Consider the following 17,287-nt stretch of genomic DNA (forward strand, 5'->3'; position numbering starts at 1 on the left):
GTGGCAGTAGCGTTCCGTACATGAGACTCGGTGTCCTCGACGTGGGATCGAACACGGTGCATCTGCTGGTGGTGGATGCGCACCCTGGCGCGCGCCCGCTGCCCGCGCACTCGCACAAGGCGGAGCTGCGCCTTGCACAGCTGCTCGACGAGAGCGGAGCGATCGGCCCCGAGGGGGTCGACAAACTGATCGCCGTCGTCCACGAGTGCCTGCAGGCCGCCGAGGACAAGGGCGTCGAGGACGTGCTCCCCTTCGCGACCTCCGCCGTGCGCGAGGCCAGCAACGCCGACGACGTCCTCGCGCGCGTGCAGGCCGAGACCGGCGTCGAGCTGCAGGTTCTCTCCGGTGAGGAGGAGGCCCGGCTCACCTTCCTAGCCGCCCGCCGCTGGTTCGGCTGGTCCGCGGGCAAGCTGCTCGTCCTCGACATCGGCGGCGGCTCCCTGGAGATCGCCTACGGCATCGACGAGGAGCCCGACGCGGCCGTCTCCCTCCCGCTCGGCGCCGGCCGGCTCACCGCCGGTTGGCTGCCCGGCGACCCGCCGGACCCGGAGGACATAAGGGCCCTGCGCCGCCATGTGAGGGCGCAGATCGCCCGCACGGTCGGCGAATTCAGCCGCTTCGGCGCGCCCGATCACGTCGTGGCGACGTCGAAGACCTTCAAGCAGCTCGCTCGCATCGCGGGCGCTGCCCGCTCCACGGAGGGCCTCTACGTCCAGCGCGATCTGAAGCGCGAGTCCCTGGAAGCATGGGTCCCGCAGCTGGCGGGCATGTCCGCGGCCCAGCGGGCGGAACTCCCGGGCGTGAGCGAGGGCCGAGCGGGCCAGATACTGGCGGGCGCCTTGGTGGCGGAGGGCGCGATGGACCTGTTCGGCGTGGAGAGCCTGGAAATCTGCCCCTGGGCGCTCAGGGAGGGCGTAATCCTTCGCAAACTGGACCACATGGGCTCGGTGTGAGCGCCCCTTCAGGGGCGCGGGGAACTGCGCGAGCAACCACACACAACCCGCACCCGCCCGTGGCGAACCCCACAACGGCGAATAGCCGCACGGCTACAGCCAACCGCACCCCGTAACCTGTCGGCATGGCGGAGCCAGTCTGCATCCCGGATGCGAAGGTCGCACTGTCCACGGCCTCCGTGTACCCGGAGTCCACGGCGACGGCCTTCGAGATCGCCGCGCGCCTCGGGTACGACGGCGTCGAGGTCATGGTGTGGACCGACCCGGTCAGCCAGGACATCGAGGCGCTGCGCAGACTCAGCGACTACCACCGCATCCCGATCCTCGCCGTGCACGCCCCCTGTCTGCTCATCACGCAGCGGGTGTGGTCCACCGACCCGTGGACCAAGCTCCAGCGCGCCCAGGCGGCCGCCGAGAAGCTCGGGGCGACCACGGTCGTGGTCCACCCACCGTTCCGCTGGCAGCGCCAGTACGCCCGGGACTTCGTCACCGGAATCTGGCGCATGGCGAACGAGACCGACGTGCGGTTCGCCGTCGAGAACATGTACCCCTGGCGCTACCGCGACCGCGAGATGCTCGCGTACGCCCCCGACTGGGACGTGACGAAGGAGGACTACCGGCACTTCACGATCGACCTCAGTCACAGCGCCACGGCCCGCTCCGACGCGCTGCACATGGTCGACCGCATGGGAGACCGCCTCGGCCATGTGCACCTCGCCGACGGCAGGGGATCGGCCAAGGACGAGCACCTCGTCCCCGGCCGCGGCAACCAGCCCTGCGCCGAGCTGCTGGAACGTCTCGCCCTGACCGGTTTCGACGGTCACGTCGTCATCGAGGTCAACACCAGGCGCGCCATGTCCGGCGCCGAACGCGAGGCCGATCTGGCGGAGGCTCTGGCCTTCACCCGCCTCCACCTCGCCTCCGCGGTGCGGGTGCCCAGACCGTGACCGAGGCCCCCGAGCCGGCCGCGCGCCGCCGTGGCCGCCGTCCCCGTACGGAGTCCGCCGACACCCGCGACCGCATCCTGGCCGTGGCCCGCGAGGAGTTCTCCGAGCGCGGGTACGAGAAGACGTCCGTACGCGGCATCGCCAAGGCGGCCGGCGTGGACTCGGCGCTGGTGCACCACTACTTCGGCACCAAGGAGCAGGTCTTCGAGGCCGCGATCGAGGTCGCCTTCGCGCCCGCGCTGAACGCGCCGGAAGCGCTCGCCGAAGGACCGGCGGACGGCGTCGGCGAGCGGTTCACCCGCTTCATCTTCGGCATCTGGGAGAACCCCACCACCCGTACGCCCCTGCTGGCGATCGTGCGCTCCGCCGTCAACAACGAGGCCGCCGCCGCCGTCTTCCGCCGGCTGGTCGCCTCCCAGCTGCTGCGCCGCGTCGCCGCCCAGCTGGACCGGCCGGACGCGGAGCTGCGCGCCGAGCTCGCGGCCGCGCAGCTGGTGGGGTGCGCGATGCTGCGATACGTGATCAAGGTGGATCCGCTGGCGTCGGCGGACGTGGAGCAGATCATCGCGCGGGTGGCGCCCGTGGTGCAGGGCCATCTGACCGGGCCCTGACCCCCGATTGCAAGGCCCTGCCCTCTGAACGAGACGCACGTCCCGCATTCCGGACACACTGTCCATCCCTTGGAGCAACGGGCGTACGCTCGACTCAGTCAGAACTCTCCGAACTCTCCGAACTCTCTGACAGCAGACTCTGAAGGAGCGAGCGACGATGCCCGAGCTGAGGTCCCGCACAGTCACCCACGGCCGCAACATGGCGGGCGCCCGCGCCCTTATGCGCGCCTCCGGTGTACCCGGCGCGGACATCGGCCGCAAGCCGATCATCGCGGTCGCCAACTCCTTCACGGAGTTCGTGCCGGGCCACACCCATCTGCAGCCGGTCGGCCGGATCGTCAGCGAGGCGATCACCGAGGCGGGCGGCATCCCGCGCGAGTTCAACACGATCGCGGTGGACGACGGCATCGCGATGGGGCATGGCGGAATGCTCTACTCGCTCCCGTCCCGCGACCTGATCGCGGACTCGGTGGAGTACATGGTCGAGGCGCACTGCGCCGACGCCCTGGTCTGCATCTCCAACTGCGACAAGATCACGCCCGGCATGCTGATGGCGGCGCTGCGCCTGAACATCCCGACGGTCTTCGTCTCCGGCGGCCCCATGGAGGCCGGCCGCGCCACCCTCGTCGACGGCACGGTCCGCACGCTCGACCTGGTCGACGCGATCTCGGACGCTGTGAACGACAAGATCTCGGACGAGGACATCCTCCGTATCGAGGAGAACGCCTGTCCGACCTGCGGCTCCTGTTCCGGCATGTTCACCGCCAACTCGATGAACTGCCTGACCGAGGCCATCGGCCTCTCCCTGCCCGGCAACGGCTCGGTCCTGGCCACCCACACGGCCCGCAAGCAGCTCTACGTCGACGCTGCCCGCACCGTCATGGACATCACCCGCCGCTACTACGAGCAGGACGACGACACGGTCCTGCCGCGCTCGATCGCCACCTTCTCCGCGTTCGAGAACGCGATGGCCCTCGACATCGCGATGGGCGGCTCGACCAACACGATCCTGCACCTGCTGGCCGCGGCCCAGGAGGCGGGCGTCCCGTTCGGCCTGGAGGAGATCAACGAGGTCTCGCGGCGCGTGCCGTGCCTCGCGAAGGTCGCTCCGAACGTCGCGAAGACCCGCACGTACTACATGGAGGACGTGCACCGCGCCGGCGGCATCCCGGCCCTGCTGGGTGAACTGCACCGCGCCGGTCTCCTCAACGAGGACGTCCACGCGGTCCACAGCCCGTCCCTGGCGGACTGGCTGAAGACGTGGGACGTGCGAGGCGGCTCCCCGTCCCCCGACGCCGTGGAACTGTGGCACGCGGCCCCCGGCTGCGTCCGCTCCGCCGAGGCCTTCTCCCAGTCCGAGCGCTGGGAGGCGCTGGACGAGGACGCGGCGGAGGGCTGCATCCGCTCCGCCGAGCACGCGTACTCCAAGGACGGCGGCCTCGCGGTCCTCAAGGGCAACCTCGCCGTCGACGGCTGCGTGGTCAAGACGGCCGGCGTCGACGAGTCGATCTGGACCTTCGAGGGCCCGGCGGTTGTCTGCGAGTCCCAGGAGGAAGCCGTCGAGAAGATCCTCAACAAGCAGGTGACCGACGGCGATGTCGTGGTCATCCGCTACGAGGGCCCCAAGGGCGGCCCCGGCATGCAGGAGATGCTCTACCCGACGTCCTTCCTCAAGGGCCGCGGCCTCGGCAAGACCTGCGCCCTGATCACCGACGGCCGCTTCTCCGGCGGCACCTCGGGCCTGTCCATCGGCCACGCCTCGCCGGAGGCGGCCTCCGGCGGCACGATCGCGCTCGTCGAGGACGGCGACCGCATCCGCATCGACATCCCGAACCGCACGATCGAGCTCCTCGTCGACGAGGCCGAACTCACCCGCCGCGAGCAGGCCCTGGGCGGCGTGTACGCACCCAAGAACCGCGAGCGCAAGGTGTCGGCCGCCCTGCGTGCCTACGCGGCGATGGCGACCAGCGCGGACAAGGGCGCGGTGCGGGACGTGTCGAAGCTGGGCTGAGGTTGTTCGTACAGTGAGGGGCCGCCTTCCGGGGCGGCCCCTCCCGCGTGCTACCAGGCCGCCGGGTTACGGGCGTCCACGGCGAAGACGGTGCCGTCGGGGGCGGTGGCGTAGACGTGGTTGTGGGCGAGGACGGGTGCAGGGACGGTGTCCATCACCTGGTCCTGGTTCCTGCCCAGACGAGCCGGAGTCTGCCCTTCCAGGACCCCCTTGCGGGCGTCCACCGCGAGCAGGCGCCCGTCGGCGGCGCTGACGTAGACATGACGGCCGTCGGAGACCGGTGCCGAACCCCGGCTCACCGAGGTCTCGATGGTCCACACCCGCTTGCCCGTGCCCGTGTCCACGGCCTCCAGGGAGCCGCCGGTGCCCAGCAGGTGGACCACGCCCGCGCGCACGCCGGCCCGGGCGCTCGTCAGCGGGAGGGCAAGCGCCGCTCTCCGCGTCGAACCGGACCGGGGGTCGTAGCGGACCACCGCCTGCGTGTCGCCGAAGACCCCGCTGACGGCCGTGAAGAAGACGGACCCGCCCGAGGAGCCGCAGGGCTGCAGAGCGCCCTTCAGCCTGGCGTCCCAGCGCACCTCACCCGTGACCGGATCCACGGCGCTGACCCGCGTACTCGACCCGTGGTAGGAGACGCTCGCCAGGTACGCCAGCGGGTCACCGGCGAAGGAGGAGAAGGCCAGCGCCTTGTGTCCCGGTACCGTCCGGGACCATTTGGTGGTGCCGGACGCGCTGTCCACGCCGGTGACCGTGCCGTCCGCACGGACCAGCAGAAGCATGCTCCCGGCGGGCTGCACCGCCTCGTACTCCGGCACCTTCCGCTCCCAGCGTGCCTTGCCCGAGGCGGGGTCGAGCGCCTCCAGACGCCCGCCCCGGTCGGCGAGGGGCAGCTGCACCAGACCGCCCGACAGGACCGGCGGAGCAGTCCAACGGGTGGTGTCGGTGCGGTGGCGCCACAGCAGACCACCGTCCGAGGGATCGAGGGCGAACACGAGACCGGGCCGGGCGCAGAGCAGCTTTCCCGCTCCGTACGAACACCGGACCGGCCCCCCGCTCCCGGACGCCGGCTTCGCCGTCCACGCCCGGAAACCCGCCGGGGACGCGGTGGGCGCCGTGCCGTGCGACGGGGCTGGTGCGTCACCGAGCAGTTGTACGGTGGCGAGCAGCCCGCCCGCCACAAGCACGAGCGCCCCGGCCGCGAGCAGCACCTTCTTGTGCAGGCGACGCCCCTTGGACGGCCGCTGCGACTCCGGCTCCTTCTCCTCGACGCGCGGTTCCGGAGCCGGTGGGGCCTCGACCGTCCGCCGCTGCGCCGGTATGAACGCCTGTGTGTCGTACGAGGCCGCGACCGACCGCAGTTCACGCATCAGCTCGTCCGGGGTGGGCCGGTCCTCCGGCTCCTTGGCGAGGCAGCGCAGCACCAGCGGCGAGAGGTCCTCCGGTACGCCGGTCAGGTCCGGCTCGTCGTGCACGACCTGGTAGGCGACCACGTAGGGACTGTCGGAGTCGAACGGGCCGCGGCCCGTCGCCGCATGCACCACCACGGACCCGAACGCGAAGATGTCGGCGGCCGGTCCGACCTCCCGGGGCCTCCGGAACTGCTCGGGCGCCATGAACGGCGGGGTACCGATCAACTTCCCGGTCTCGGTCCGCAGTTCGCTGTCCTTTGGCCGAGAAATACCGAAGTCGATGACCTTCGGACCGTCCTCGGCAAGCAGCACATTGCTCGGCTTCAGGTCCCGGTGCACCACCCCGACCCGATGGATGTCGCGCAGTGCCTCGGCCAGTCCCGCCATCAGCCGGCGCAGCTGCGCCGGGGGCATCGGGCCGTTCCGCTTCACCTGGTCGGAGAGGGTCGGTCCCGGAATGAACAGCGTGGCCATCCAGGGCCGTTCCGCCTCGGGATCCGCGTCGACGACGGACGCCGTGAAGGCACCGCTCACCCGCCGCGCCGCCGCCACCTCCTGCCGGAAACGCCCTCTGAACTCGGGGTCCTTGGCGAACTCGGCATGCACGACCTTCACCGCGAGCTTCATGCCGGAGGTGCTCCGCGCGAGGTGCACGACACCCATGCCGCCCGAGCCGAGACACGACTCCAGACGGTAGTGACCGGCGTACTCGGGAAGTTCCGCTTCCGCGCCCGCTCCGGTGTTCTGCTGTGGCGCCATGGAACCACCCCCGTACTGTTCGTCCGCGCGCGCGACGCACGGAGCCTAGTCGATGACTCGTGCGATACGGAGGCGGCTTGCTAGCGTTCGCGTGCCAGTTACGTACGTGTGTTTCATGGCGCGTTTTAGGGGAATGAACGGGACCCCATGGCTTTCATGGGGCACAACGGGGGAGGTTTTTCATGTCTGTTGACCGCGTCGAAGAGACCGGGAGAGACGAGGAGGAGGCCGTCGCGACGGCCACCGCCACCACGGCGTCCGTGCACTACTACTCGGTGGCACCGGGCGTCCGCCTCAATGTCCGCAGCGGCCCGGGGACCCAGTACAGCATCGTCCGCATCCTGCCCGAAGGCGCGAAGGTCCCGATCTACTGCCAGGCCCCGGGGACATGGGTGTCGGGTCCGTACGGCACCTCCAACATCTGGGACAACATCGACGACAGCCAGTTCGTCTCGGACGCCTACGTCCTCACCGGCAGCGACGGCTACGTGGCCCCGCGCTGCGGCTGACGCACAACCGGAGGGATCCTGATGACTTCCCGGAGACGTAGATCCGCCCTTTTCGGGGGCGCCGCCGGTGCCCTTCTCATGGTGATGGGTTCGGCCGCCACGGCGGACGCGACGACCATACCCACCTATCCGACGGCTCCAGGTGTCCGGCTGAACGTTCGCAGCGGACCCGGCACGAACTACACCATCGTGCGGGTCCTGCCCGCGGATTCGAGGGTCCCGATCTTTTGCCAGACCCCGGGCACGACGGTTTCCGGCTACTACGGCACGTCGAACATCTGGGACAACATCGACAGCGGCGAATACGTTTCCGACACCTACGTCAACACCGGCAGCGACGGCTACGTAGCCTCCCGCTGCGGCTGATCCCCGAAGGGAGCCCGCGCCCGCCCCGGAGCCATAATCGTCCCGTGAGCGACGAAACCGGCACCGACGGCACCGCGGGCTCCACCGGCGGCCCCCGCCCAGAACCCCTGCGCTTCTTCGGCACCACCTGGGTGAACCACGACAACGGCTACACATCCCGCCGCATCGGGGTGGCCGCCGGTTCCCTCGTGACCGCAGCCGCCTCCTGCGTGGTCCTCCGCCTCGCCTACCAGGGCCTCCAACTCGCCGACAGTGGCGCCTTCGTGACCGTCCTCATCGTCGCCATGTTCGCGATCTGCAGCGCCCTCGCCTTCCGCAACACCTGGGACGGCTTCGGCAAGCGCCCCGACCCCACCCGCCAGGCCTCCCTCCGCGGCCTCCTGGCCATCGGCTTCGTCGGCTCCCTCCTCGCCTACTTCTTCCGCTCCCTCACGGAGGCCCCCGGCGAAAAACTCCACCGCGAGGAGTACGAGGCAGCCCTCACCCGACACAAGAACCGCACCACCCGCCGCACGGGCAACCCGTCGAAGCGCCGCCGCTCCTGAGAGGTGCGTATCCGATCGCCTGGGGCCGGGCGGTTGGAGCGACGGGCTTGGTTTGGCCGGGCGTTGATTGACGGGGGCTGGTCGGGCAAGGCACTGGGCTTGCTCGGGGCTGATGGGCCGAGGGCACTGGGCTCGGCTCGGCCGGGAGCGAGTGCCCGGGAGCTCCCGGGTTCGGTTCGGCTGGGGCTGATCTGCCGAGCGCTGCCGGGTTTCGGCTCACTCTGCGACGAACGGGCGATCGGCTGGCTGGTGCTGAGCTTGGGTCGGCTGGGGGCGATCATCCCTTGAGTGCTGGGCTCGGCTCGGCCGGGGCGATTCGCCGGGTGCTGCTGGGCTCCGCCCGGTCCGGTCCGGCATGCCCCGCAGGACCACAAGCAGGGTCGCCGGCACACGCACAAGGTTGACAGACCGCCGAAGTTGCGGCTGTCATCGGCTGCCCGCGGTGCCATCTGGCCCGCCGGCTCAGCCAGGCGCCGCAGAGTTCGGCGCGCAGAACAGGTCCCGCCCGGACGTGGTTCTCTCACCGAAAACTCACTGCCCCCTGCACCCAACCCACGCCACCATGGCCCAATGACCGCCTCGCAGGCCACCCGAGCCCACTCCTTCAACGCCGCCGCAGCCCAGTACGCCGCCAACCGCCCTTCCTACCCACCGGCCCTCTTCGACGCCATCGAGCACCTGGCCGGCCGGCCCCTCCAGGGCGCCCGCGTCGCGGACATCGGCGCCGGCACGGGCATCGCGACCGCGCTGCTGGCCGCCCGCGGCGCGGACGTCCTCGCCGTGGAGCCCGGCGACGGGATGGCGGTCGAGTTCCGCCGCGCTCACCCCGGCCTCCCGATCGTCCGGGGCAACGGCAACGAGCTGCCGCTCGCCACCGCCTCCGCCGACCTCCTCACCTACGCCCAGGCCTGGCACTGGACCGAGCCCGCCCGCTCGGTCCCGGAGGCCCTGCGCGTGCTGCGGCCGGGCGGAGCGCTCGCCCTGTGGTGGAACACCACCGACCTCGACGTCCCGTGGCAGGCCGCCCAAGCCGGCCGCCTGGAGCGCCACTTCGGCATCAGGCGCGAGGTCGACAGGACCGGCAACGGAGCCCCCACCGCTCTCGCCGACCCGACCGGCGCCCTCGACTTCACCCGCCGTCACGTCCGCTGGAGCCGCCCGGTCACCATCGACACACACCTCGCCAACATCGGCAGCCACTCGATGTTCCTCGTGCAGAGCGAGGAACGCCGGGAGGCCATCCTCGGCGACGAGCGCGACCAGCTGCTCGCCGCCTTCCCGGAGGGGATCGTCGAGGAGACCTACGTCGTCGACCTGCTCGTGGCCACCAACTCATGACCCCGCGCGGCGGCCCAGCCCTCCAGGGCCGCCGCACACGCATGGTCCACATGCCGCAGCCCGCCCAGCTCCAGCCGCACCTCCCGGTCGTGCGGCAGTGCCTCCAACGCGTCCAGCAGCTTCGGCAGCCGCAGGAACGTCGCATGCCCCAGCACCCGTACGACGATCCCCGCCTCGCCCCGGTCCTCGGTCTCCACATGCACATGGCTGATGTCCCACGCCGTCTTCGCCACGGCGAGCGTCAGCCCCACCAACACCCCCTCCAACAGATTCCCCAGGACGATCGCCCCAGCGGTCACCGCCAGCACCACGACCTCCCCGCGGTGCTCACGCCACAGCACCCGCACCTCCCGCACCGGCAGGAGCCTGCACCCGGCGTGCACCAGCAGCGCGGCCAGCGCCGCCACCGGAATCAGCCCGAGCACCCCGGGCAGGACGACCGTGAACAGCAGCAGCCACCCCCCGTGCAGCACCCGCGAGGCCTTGGTCCGCGCCCCCGCCTGAACGTTGGCCGCGCTGCGCACGATCACCGCGGTCATCGGCAACGCCCCCAGCACCCCGCACACCGCGTTCCCCGCGCCCTGCGCCATCAGCTCCCGGTCGAAGTCCGTCCGCGGCCCCCGGTGCAGCCGGTCCACCGCCGCCGCGCTGAACAACGACTCCGCCGACGCGATCAACGCGAACGCCACAACGGTCCCGATCACCCCCACTTCCGTAAGCCGCCCGAAGTCCGCCACCCCCGGCACCCGCACCGCATCGACGAGCCCCCGCACCTCGACCCGCCGCACATCCAGGCCGAAGACCCCGGTCACCGCCGACACCACCGCCACCGCGACCAACGGCGCAGGCACCACCCGCGCACCCCTGCGCCAACGCGGCCACAGCAGCAGTACGGCCATAGTGGCACCCGCCACTGACAACGCCCCCGCATCCACCCGCCCGGGCAGCCACACCAGCCCGGCGATCTTCCCGAGCCCGCTCGCCGGCGCGGCCGTGTCGCCCATCGCATACACCTGCCCGGCGACCAGAAGCAGCCCGATCCCGGCGAGCATCCCCTGCACCACGGCCACGGACACGGCCCGGAACCACCGCCCGAGCCGCAGCGCCCCGAGCCCCAGCTGCACCAGCCCGGCCCCCAGCACCAGCACGCCGAGCGCCTGGACGCCGTACGTGTCGACGGCCTCGTAGACGAGCACCGTCAGCCCGGCTGCCGGCCCGCTCACCTGCAGGCTGCTGCCGGGCAGCGCACCGGCGACCAGCCCGCCGACGATGCCGGTGACCAGCCCCAGCTCGGCGGGGACTCCGGAAGCGATGGCCACGCCCACACACAGCGGCAGTGCGACCAGGAAGACGACCAGCGAAGCGAACAGATCGGCCTTGCGTATGCGACAGCGCATGACAACAGCACCTCCGTCGGTGAGGGGAGATGCGTGGGCGCCGAGCCGGGGGAGGGCACGGCGAAGTGAAATCCATTGTCAGGAGCGAGAGTCGGGTCCGCATCCGGTTCGCGTTTCCGGACCGTGAACGTGGAGGCACGCAGACCGGACTCTCCCCCTCCGATCACGCCGTCACGCGCCTGCGCCGCCGAACGCACCCCCTGAGGGAATCGCTTGACGGCGCTGCCGGCCCGGGAGCATTATTCATCGCATGATGAATTACTCCGAAGGTGGCACCGCGGACCCCCCGGCCCCCGCCGTCCGGGCCGAAGGCCTCACCGTCACCCGCGGGCCCCGCACCGTCCTGCGCGACCTCGACTTCACCGTCCCGCGCGGCCAGATCACCGGCCTCCTCGGCCCCTCCGGCTGCGGCAAGTCGACCCTCATGCGCTCGATCGTCGGCACCCAGGCCCAGGTCGACGGCACCCTGGAGGTCCTGGGCAGCCCGGCCGGCCACCCCACCCTCCGCACCCGCATCGGCTACGTCACCCAGGCCCCCTCCGTCTACGACGATCTGACGGTTCGTCAGAACCTCGACTACTTCTCGGCGATCCTCGCCCCGGGCCGCTCCACCTCCGACCGCCACCACGAGATCGACCGCGTCCTCACCGACGTCGACCTCACCTCCCACGCCGACGCCCTCGCCGGCAACCTCTCCGGCGGCCAGCGCAACCGCGTCTCCCTCGCAGTCGCCCTGCTGGGCACCCCCGAACTCCTGGTCCTCGACGAACCCACCGTCGGCCTGGACCCGGTCCTGCGCCGCGACCTGTGGGCCCTCTTCCACGCCATCGCCGCCGACCGCGGCGCGACCCTCCTCATCTCCTCCCATGTCATGGACGAGGCCGAGCGCTGCCACCGCCTCCTGCTGATGCGCGAGGGCGAGATCCTCGCCGACGACACCCCCGAAGCCCTGCGCACCCGCACCGGCTCCGAAACCGTCGAGGCGGCCTTCCTGCACCTGGTCGACAAGGCGGCCACCACCGCCCGCGAGAAGGAGACCACCCGATGAGTACGACGACGACCACGACCGGTACGGCGACCACACCCGCCCCCACGGGCGCCCTGAACGCCTCCCGCACCGCCGCCACCGCGGCCCGGGTCCTGCGCCAGCTCCGCCACGACCCGCGCACCATCGCGATGATGATCCTCATCCCCTGCGTGATGCTGTTCCTGCTCCGCTACGTCTTCGACGGCAGCCCGCGCACCTTCGACAGCATCGGCGCATCACTCCTCGGGATCTTCCCCCTCATCACGATGTTCCTGGTCACGTCCATCGCCACCCTGCGCGAACGCACCTCCGGCACCCTCGAACGCCTCCTCGCCATGCCGCTGGGCAAGGGCGACCTGATCGCGGGCTACGCTCTCGCCTTCGGCGCCCTCGCGATCATCCAGTCGGCCCTGGCCACGGGCCTCGCGGTCTGGTTCCTCGGCCTGGACGTCACGGGCAGCCCCTGGCTGCTCCTCCTGGTCGCCCTCCTGGACGCCCTCCTCGGCACCGCCCTCGGCCTCTTCGTCTCGGCCTTCGCCGCCTCCGAATTCCAGGCGGTCCAGTTCATGCCGGCCGTGATCTTCCCCCAACTCCTCCTCTGCGGCCTGTTCACTCCGCGCGACAACATGCACCCGGCCCTCAAAGCGATCTCCGACGTGCTGCCCATGTCCTACGCCGTGGACGGCATGAACGAGGTCCTCAAGCACACCGACATGACCACCAACTTCATCCGCGACGCCCTGATCGTGGCGGGCTGCGCCCTACTGGTACTGGCCCTCGGCGCAGCAACCCTGAGGCGCAGGACGGCGTGACGGGCCCGGCCTGGTGGAGCGCGGTCAGGCATCCCTCAGCCGTCCGGCCTCTGAGGCGCCAGGGCCGCACTCCTTAGATGCCGGTCCGTATTTCTCAGCGCCGCCGGCGTTTGAGGCGCCGGGGCTGCGCTCTTAAGGTGCCGGTCCGTATTTTCAGCCCGTCCGGCGTTCGAGGACGAGCGTTTGAGGACGAGGCCGTTCAGGCCGAACGGAGGTCTGGGGGCGGAGCCCCCACTGGCTCCGCCGCGGGCCCGGTGGCTACTCCGCAGACGTCGCCGTTCAGGCCGATCGGGGGTCCAGGAGGCGGAGCCCCCTGGCGGGGTCGAAGGGGCGGAGCCCCTGGGGACGGGACGGGTAGGGGCGGCGGGGGCGAGAAAACCGACGGGAACCCACCCGCCAACGTCCCGCCCACCGGACACCCGAGCCACCCACCCACCCCCGGTGCGACGATGTACCCCGGACGACGCACCCCCGGAGGGCACCCCAGCCATGACCCAGAAAGTCGCAGTCCTCGGCACCGGCAAGATCGGCGAAGCCCTGCTCAGCGGAATGATCCGCGGCGGCTGGGCCCCCGCCGACCTCCTGGTCACCGCCCGCCGCCCGGAGCGAGCCGAAGAACTCCGCACCCGCTACGGCGTCACCCCGGTCACCAACCCGGAAGCCGCCAAGACCGCCGACACCCTGATTCTCACGGTCAAGCCGCAGGACATGGGCACCCTCCTCGACGAACTCGCCCCGCACGTCCCCGCCGACCGCCTGGTCATCAGCGGAGCCGCCGGCATCACCACCGCCTCCATCGAAGACCGCCTCGCCACCGGCACCCCGGTAGTCCGCGTCATGACGAACACCCCCGCCCTCGTAGACGAGGCCATGTCCGTCATCTCCGCCGGCAGCCACGCCACCGCCGACCACCTCGCCCACGCCGAGGAGATCTTCGGCGCCGTCGGCAAGACGCTGCGTGTCCCCGAGTCCCAGCAGGACGCCTGCACCGCCCTTTCCGGCTCCGGCCCGGCGTACTTCTTCTACCTGGTCGAAGCCATGACGGACGCCGGCATCCTGCTCGGCCTGCCCCGCGACAAGGCCCACGACCTGATCGTCCAGTCCGCGATCGGCGCCGCGACGATGCTCCGCGACAGCGGCGAACACCCGGTCAAGCTCCGCGAGAACGTCACGTCCCCCGCGGGCACGACCATCAACGCCATCCGCGAACTCGAGAACCACGGCGTCCGCGCCGCCCTCATCGCCGCCCTCGAAGCCGCCCGCGACCGCAGCCGCGAACTCGCCTCCGGCAAGAAGGACTAGCCAGCGCCCACCGGGCGCGGTCACCCCGCCGCGTCCACCACCTCCTTCGTGGCCACCACACGCGCAAAACCGCCCCCGTGCAGCGACACCGCCGACGCCTGTGCAACCTCGTCGGCACTCCGCCGCCAGCCGAACGGCCCCTCCAGATCGAAGGTGTACGTCGCGTCATACGCGACCAGCACGTCGTAGCCCAGATTGCCGCCCATACGAGCCGTCGTCTCCACGCACATATTGGTCTGGATCCCGGCCACCACGAGCTGCGAAATCCCCGCCGCCTTCAGCCATGCATCCAGATCCGGCGTCCCGTAGAACGCCGAGTTCACGGTCTTCGTGATCAACAGCTCGGCCCCACCGGCGCCCCTGCCGCGCCGCTGCTCCACGTACTCCTTGAACCCGTTCCCCTCGTACCCCGGCCGCAGCGGCGACCGGGGCTTGGACGAGTCATGCCGTACAAAGACGACCGGCCGCCCCGACGCCTGCCACACGTCGATGAGCGAAGCGATGTTGTCATCGGCCTCCGGGTTGTTCCGCGGCCCCCAGAAGTCGGCCTCGTCAAAGCCCTTCTGCACGTCCACGACCACCAGCGCTGCGTTCTCTGCGATCTCCATGCCCACGATCCTGCCGCCGGGAGCACCACCACCCCAGAGGGTGAAAAGCCAGCGATCGATGGTTTACTGCCACCATGGAGAACACCGCGGACGACACCTATCGCGTCGCCCTCGTCGCCTTCCCCGGCATCCGCGCCTTCGACGTCTCCGTCATCACCGAGGTCTGGGGCACCGACCGCACCGACCGCGGCGCCCCCGCCTTCGACCTGCGCCGGGTCGCCGCCGACACCACCACCCCCGTCCCCATGCGCGGAGGCATGACCCTCCACCCCGATCGCACCCTCAACTGGCTGTCGCGCGCCGACCTGATCGTGATCCCCGGCCTCGACGACCACCTCACACCCGCGCCCGCCCCCGTCCTCGACGCCCTCCGCCGGGCACACGCCCGCGGCACCACCATCGCGGCCCTGTGCGGCGGCGCCTTCACCCTCGCCCAGTCCGGCCTCCTCGACGGCCGCCGCGCCATCACCCACTGGAACCTCGTCAGCCTCCTCCGCGCACACCACCCCCAGGTCACCGTCGTCCCCGACGCCCTGTTCATCGAGGACGACAACCTCTGGACCGCAGCCGGCACCGCAGCCGGCATCGACCTCTGCCTGCACCTCGTCCGCCGCTCCCACGGCGCCGAAGCCGCAGCCACCATCGCCCGATCCATGGTCACTGCCCCCTTCCGCACCGGCACCCAGGCGCAGTTCATCGAGCACCCCACACCCCGTGCGGACCGCGATGCCGACGCCCTCGCCGCCGTACGCGAGCACGCCCTGCGCCACCTGCACGAACCGCTCACCGTCGCCGACCTGGCCGCCCGCGCAGGCATGTCCTCACGCAGCTTCGCCCGCCACTTCACCGCGCAGACCGGCACGCCCCCGCTCCGCTGGCTCCTCGACCAGCGCATCGCCGCAGCCCAGAAACTCCTCGAACGCACCGACCTGCCCATGCCCGAAGTGGCCCGCCGCGCCGGCTTCGGCAGCGAGATCACGATGCGCCAGCACTTCGCATCGCGCCTCGCCACCAGCCCGCGTGCCTACCGCGCAGCGTTCAGCACCACCCCGGCACCGGTATCAGAGGCAGCCGGCAGCAACCCGATCGCGCGATAAGCGGCATCCACGGTCGGCCGGGCCAACGCCCGCGCCCTCTCCGCACCATCCCGCAGCACCCCCTCCACATAGCCGGGATCAGCGCACAGCGCCCTGTGCCTCTCCTGTACGGGCCTGAGGAGCTCGACCACGGCCTCCGCGGTGTCCTTCTTCAAGGAGCCGTACGACTCATATACACCGCTCAAGGCCTCCGGGTTCCCACCCGTGCAGGCCGCCAGGATCTCCAGCAGATTCGTCACGCCGGGCCGCGCCTCCCGGTCGTACACGATCTCCCGCCCACTGTCGGTCACGGCCCGCATGATCTTCTTCCGCACCACATCCGGCTCGTCGAGCAGATAGACGATCCCCGGCCCGGAGTCGTCCGACTTCCCCATCTTCGACGTCGGTTCCTGAAGGTTCATGACCCGCGCAGCGACCGCCGGAAGCGTGGCCTTCGGCACCACGAACGTATGCCCGTACCGATGGTTGAACCGCACCGCCAGATCCCGCGTCAGCTCCACATGCTGGGCCTGGTCGTCCCCCACCGGCACCTCGTCCGTCCCGTACACCAGGATGTCCGCCGCCATCAGCACCGGATACGTCAGCAGGGACAGCCGCACACTCCCACCCCGCGCGCGCTCGCGCGCAGCCTTCTCCTTGTACTGGATCATCCGCCGCATCTCCCCGTCGGTCGCCACACACTCGAGGACGTACGACAGCCGCGCGTGCTCATCGACATGACTCTGTACGAACACGGTGCACAGCGCCGGATCCAGCCCCGTGGCCAGCAACAGCGTTGCCGCCTGCCGACTGAGCCTGCGCACCCGCGCCGGATCGTGGTCCACGGTCAGCGCATGCAGATCGACGATGCAGAACAGCGCGTCCGCCCGGTGCTGGTCCACCGCGGCCCACTGCCGCATGGCTCCCAGGTAGTTCCCCAGCGTCAGATGCCCGGTCGGCTTGACCCCGCTGAAAACCCGCGTCATCTCTACTCCATCTCCTGGTCGAGACCGCCGTCCCGGCGGCCGGCCCTCGGGAGCTCTGGAGGGAGAAACGAGAACGGCCGCCGAGGCGGCGGCCGTTGAACGCATACGTGAGTACGGCCGCCGTCAGGCGGCCCACCACTGCTGGGCACACGTACGCGTAGTCATGCCGCTCAGGGTACGCCTCTGGGGGGCCGCCCGGAGGCAAGTTGACACACCCCCGCGCGCTACGTAGTGTTCTCCGAGTTGTCCGACGTGAGCACCGACTTCGGTCGGTCCCCGGGCAGCCACTTCGCAAGTACCAACCACTACTCGACGACCAGTCGATCTGTCTGGCGTCGTTTTATTGGCATGCGTATTTGCGAAATGAGGAATCCACGTTCGAAAGGACGCGGACCCCGATTAGCTCGGGGGCCGGGAATCCGCTAAAGTCTCACTCGTCGGAACGGCCCAACGGCCGGGAGGACAGCCCCCTCTGACTGGGAGTCAGGCCCGAAAGGATCTGATAGAGTCGGAATCGCCGGAAAGGGAAACGCGAAAGCGGGAACCTGGAAAGCGCCGAGGAAATCGGATCGGGAAACGGTCTGATAGAGTCGGAAACGCAAGACCGAAGGGAAGCGCCCGGAGGAAAGCC

General features: G+C 70.6%; 16 protein-coding genes. 12 read left to right on the forward strand and 4 right to left on the reverse strand.

Features of this window, described 5'->3' with window-relative positions; translation table 11 throughout:
* The first annotated feature begins 20 nt into the window (after positions 1 to 20).
* The 4 genes from ACIBW9_RS15765 (at position 21) to ilvD (ending at position 4,522) form a co-directional block, all read left to right on the forward strand.
* Positions 21 to 953, forward strand: a complete 933-nt coding sequence (locus ACIBW9_RS15765) for a Ppx/GppA family phosphatase (RefSeq protein ID WP_398955165.1) — start codon at positions 21 to 23, stop codon at positions 951 to 953.
* Positions 954 to 1,078: 125 nt separating this feature from the next.
* Complete coding sequence (locus tag ACIBW9_RS15770) at positions 1,079 to 1,900, forward strand: sugar phosphate isomerase/epimerase (RefSeq protein ID WP_344406202.1); 822 nt, start codon at positions 1,079 to 1,081, stop codon at positions 1,898 to 1,900.
* Positions 1,897 to 2,511, forward strand: a complete 615-nt coding sequence (locus tag ACIBW9_RS15775; protein ID WP_398955168.1) for a TetR family transcriptional regulator — start codon at positions 1,897 to 1,899, stop codon at positions 2,509 to 2,511. Before ACIBW9_RS15770 ends, ACIBW9_RS15775 begins: the two co-directional genes overlap by 4 nt.
* Before the next feature lie 157 nt (positions 2,512 to 2,668).
* A complete protein-coding gene (gene ilvD / locus ACIBW9_RS15780; protein WP_398955170.1) occupies positions 2,669 to 4,522 on the forward strand; it encodes a dihydroxy-acid dehydratase in 1,854 nt (617 codons plus the stop codon).
* A 50-nt stretch (positions 4,523 to 4,572) separates the two neighbouring features.
* On the opposite strand, the gene ACIBW9_RS15785 is transcribed toward ilvD, so the two are convergent.
* Positions 4,573 to 6,690, reverse strand: a complete 2,118-nt coding sequence (locus ACIBW9_RS15785; protein WP_398955173.1) for a serine/threonine-protein kinase — start codon at positions 6,688 to 6,690, stop codon at positions 4,573 to 4,575.
* A gap of 182 nt (positions 6,691 to 6,872) precedes the next feature.
* Here ACIBW9_RS15785 and ACIBW9_RS15790 point away from each other — a divergent pair, with 182 nt between their 5' ends.
* The 4 genes from ACIBW9_RS15790 to ACIBW9_RS15805 all read left to right on the forward strand — a co-directional run bounded on the left by ACIBW9_RS15790 (position 6,873) and on the right by ACIBW9_RS15805 (position 9,448).
* Positions 6,873 to 7,199 carry an SH3 domain-containing protein gene (locus ACIBW9_RS15790; RefSeq protein ID WP_398955175.1) on the forward strand — a complete coding sequence of 109 codons (327 nt, stop codon included), beginning with the start codon at positions 6,873 to 6,875 and terminating at the stop codon, positions 7,197 to 7,199.
* A gap of 78 nt (positions 7,200 to 7,277) precedes the next feature.
* The gene (locus ACIBW9_RS15795) at positions 7,278 to 7,565 is read left to right on the forward strand and encodes an SH3 domain-containing protein (RefSeq protein ID WP_398955177.1); all 288 of its coding nucleotides are present in this window, start codon (positions 7,278 to 7,280) and stop codon (positions 7,563 to 7,565) included.
* A 44-nt stretch (positions 7,566 to 7,609) separates the two neighbouring features.
* Complete coding sequence (locus ACIBW9_RS15800; protein WP_398955179.1) at positions 7,610 to 8,110, forward strand: EamA/RhaT family transporter; 501 nt, start codon at positions 7,610 to 7,612, stop codon at positions 8,108 to 8,110.
* 570 nt (positions 8,111 to 8,680) lie between these two features.
* A complete protein-coding gene (locus ACIBW9_RS15805; RefSeq protein ID WP_398955181.1) occupies positions 8,681 to 9,448 on the forward strand; it encodes a class I SAM-dependent methyltransferase in 768 nt (255 codons plus the stop codon).
* Here ACIBW9_RS15805 and ACIBW9_RS15810 read toward each other — a convergent pair.
* A complete protein-coding gene (locus ACIBW9_RS15810) occupies positions 9,412 to 10,845 on the reverse strand; it encodes a SulP family inorganic anion transporter (protein ID WP_398955183.1) in 1,434 nt (477 codons plus the stop codon). The two genes, ACIBW9_RS15805 and ACIBW9_RS15810, sit on opposite strands and share 37 nt — an antisense overlap.
* Before the next feature lie 250 nt (positions 10,846 to 11,095).
* Here ACIBW9_RS15810 and ACIBW9_RS15815 point away from each other — a divergent pair, with 250 nt between their 5' ends.
* The 3 genes from ACIBW9_RS15815 (at position 11,096) to proC (ending at position 13,986) form a co-directional block, all read left to right on the forward strand.
* Positions 11,096 to 11,893, forward strand: coding sequence for an ABC transporter ATP-binding protein (locus tag ACIBW9_RS15815; protein WP_398955185.1), 798 nt, complete (start codon positions 11,096 to 11,098; stop codon positions 11,891 to 11,893).
* Positions 11,890 to 12,684, forward strand: coding sequence for an ABC transporter permease (locus tag ACIBW9_RS15820; RefSeq protein WP_398955188.1), 795 nt, complete (start codon positions 11,890 to 11,892; stop codon positions 12,682 to 12,684). Before ACIBW9_RS15815 ends, ACIBW9_RS15820 begins: the two co-directional genes overlap by 4 nt.
* A gap of 489 nt (positions 12,685 to 13,173) precedes the next feature.
* Positions 13,174 to 13,986, forward strand: coding sequence for a pyrroline-5-carboxylate reductase (gene proC / locus ACIBW9_RS15825; protein ID WP_351472044.1), 813 nt, complete (start codon positions 13,174 to 13,176; stop codon positions 13,984 to 13,986).
* Positions 13,987 to 14,006: 20 nt separating this feature from the next.
* Here the strand turns inward: proC and ACIBW9_RS15830 are convergent, their stop codons facing one another.
* Complete coding sequence (locus ACIBW9_RS15830; RefSeq protein ID WP_398955190.1) at positions 14,007 to 14,594, reverse strand: cysteine hydrolase family protein; 588 nt, start codon at positions 14,592 to 14,594, stop codon at positions 14,007 to 14,009.
* 74 nt (positions 14,595 to 14,668) lie between these two features.
* On the opposite strand from ACIBW9_RS15830, the gene ACIBW9_RS15835 reads away from it, so the two are divergent.
* Positions 14,669 to 15,691 carry a GlxA family transcriptional regulator gene (locus tag ACIBW9_RS15835; RefSeq protein WP_398955192.1) on the forward strand — a complete coding sequence of 341 codons (1,023 nt, stop codon included), beginning with the start codon at positions 14,669 to 14,671 and terminating at the stop codon, positions 15,689 to 15,691.
* On the opposite strand, the gene trpS is transcribed toward ACIBW9_RS15835, so the two are convergent.
* Positions 15,619 to 16,656 carry a tryptophan--tRNA ligase gene (gene trpS / locus ACIBW9_RS15840; RefSeq protein WP_398955194.1) on the reverse strand — a complete coding sequence of 346 codons (1,038 nt, stop codon included), beginning with the start codon at positions 16,654 to 16,656 and terminating at the stop codon, positions 15,619 to 15,621. The genes ACIBW9_RS15835 and trpS overlap by 73 nt on opposite strands.
* Positions 16,657 to 17,287 lie beyond the last annotated feature (631 nt).

Origin of the sequence: Streptomyces sp. NPDC049541 (genome assembly GCF_044465725.1) — a bacterium.
Classification (GTDB): Bacteria; Actinomycetota; Actinomycetes; order Streptomycetales; family Streptomycetaceae; genus Streptomyces.

Coding starts and splice junctions, on each gene's coding strand:
- ACIBW9_RS15785 (WP_398955173.1), bottom strand. CDS start 6,690: ATGGCGCCACAGCAGAACACCGGAGCGGGCGCGGAAGCGGAACTTCCC.
- ACIBW9_RS15790 (WP_398955175.1), top strand. CDS start 6,873: ATGTCTGTTGACCGCGTCGAAGAGACCGGGAGAGACGAGGAGGAGGCC.
- ilvD (WP_398955170.1), top strand. CDS start 2,669: ATGCCCGAGCTGAGGTCCCGCACAGTCACCCACGGCCGCAACATGGCG.
- proC (WP_351472044.1), top strand. CDS start 13,174: ATGACCCAGAAAGTCGCAGTCCTCGGCACCGGCAAGATCGGCGAAGCC.
- ACIBW9_RS15835 (WP_398955192.1), top strand. CDS start 14,669: ATGGAGAACACCGCGGACGACACCTATCGCGTCGCCCTCGTCGCCTTC.
- ACIBW9_RS15815 (WP_398955185.1), top strand. CDS start 11,096: ATGATGAATTACTCCGAAGGTGGCACCGCGGACCCCCCGGCCCCCGCC.
- ACIBW9_RS15795 (WP_398955177.1), top strand. CDS start 7,278: ATGGTGATGGGTTCGGCCGCCACGGCGGACGCGACGACCATACCCACC.
- ACIBW9_RS15805 (WP_398955181.1), top strand. CDS start 8,681: ATGACCGCCTCGCAGGCCACCCGAGCCCACTCCTTCAACGCCGCCGCA.
- ACIBW9_RS15830 (WP_398955190.1), bottom strand. CDS start 14,594: ATGGAGATCGCAGAGAACGCAGCGCTGGTGGTCGTGGACGTGCAGAAG.
- ACIBW9_RS15765 (WP_398955165.1), top strand. CDS start 21: ATGAGACTCGGTGTCCTCGACGTGGGATCGAACACGGTGCATCTGCTG.
- ACIBW9_RS15810 (WP_398955183.1), bottom strand. CDS start 10,845: ATGCGCTGTCGCATACGCAAGGCCGATCTGTTCGCTTCGCTGGTCGTC.
- ACIBW9_RS15770 (WP_344406202.1), top strand. CDS start 1,079: ATGGCGGAGCCAGTCTGCATCCCGGATGCGAAGGTCGCACTGTCCACG.
- ACIBW9_RS15820 (WP_398955188.1), top strand. CDS start 11,890: ATGAGTACGACGACGACCACGACCGGTACGGCGACCACACCCGCCCCC.
- trpS (WP_398955194.1), bottom strand. CDS start 16,656: ATGACGCGGGTTTTCAGCGGGGTCAAGCCGACCGGGCATCTGACGCTG.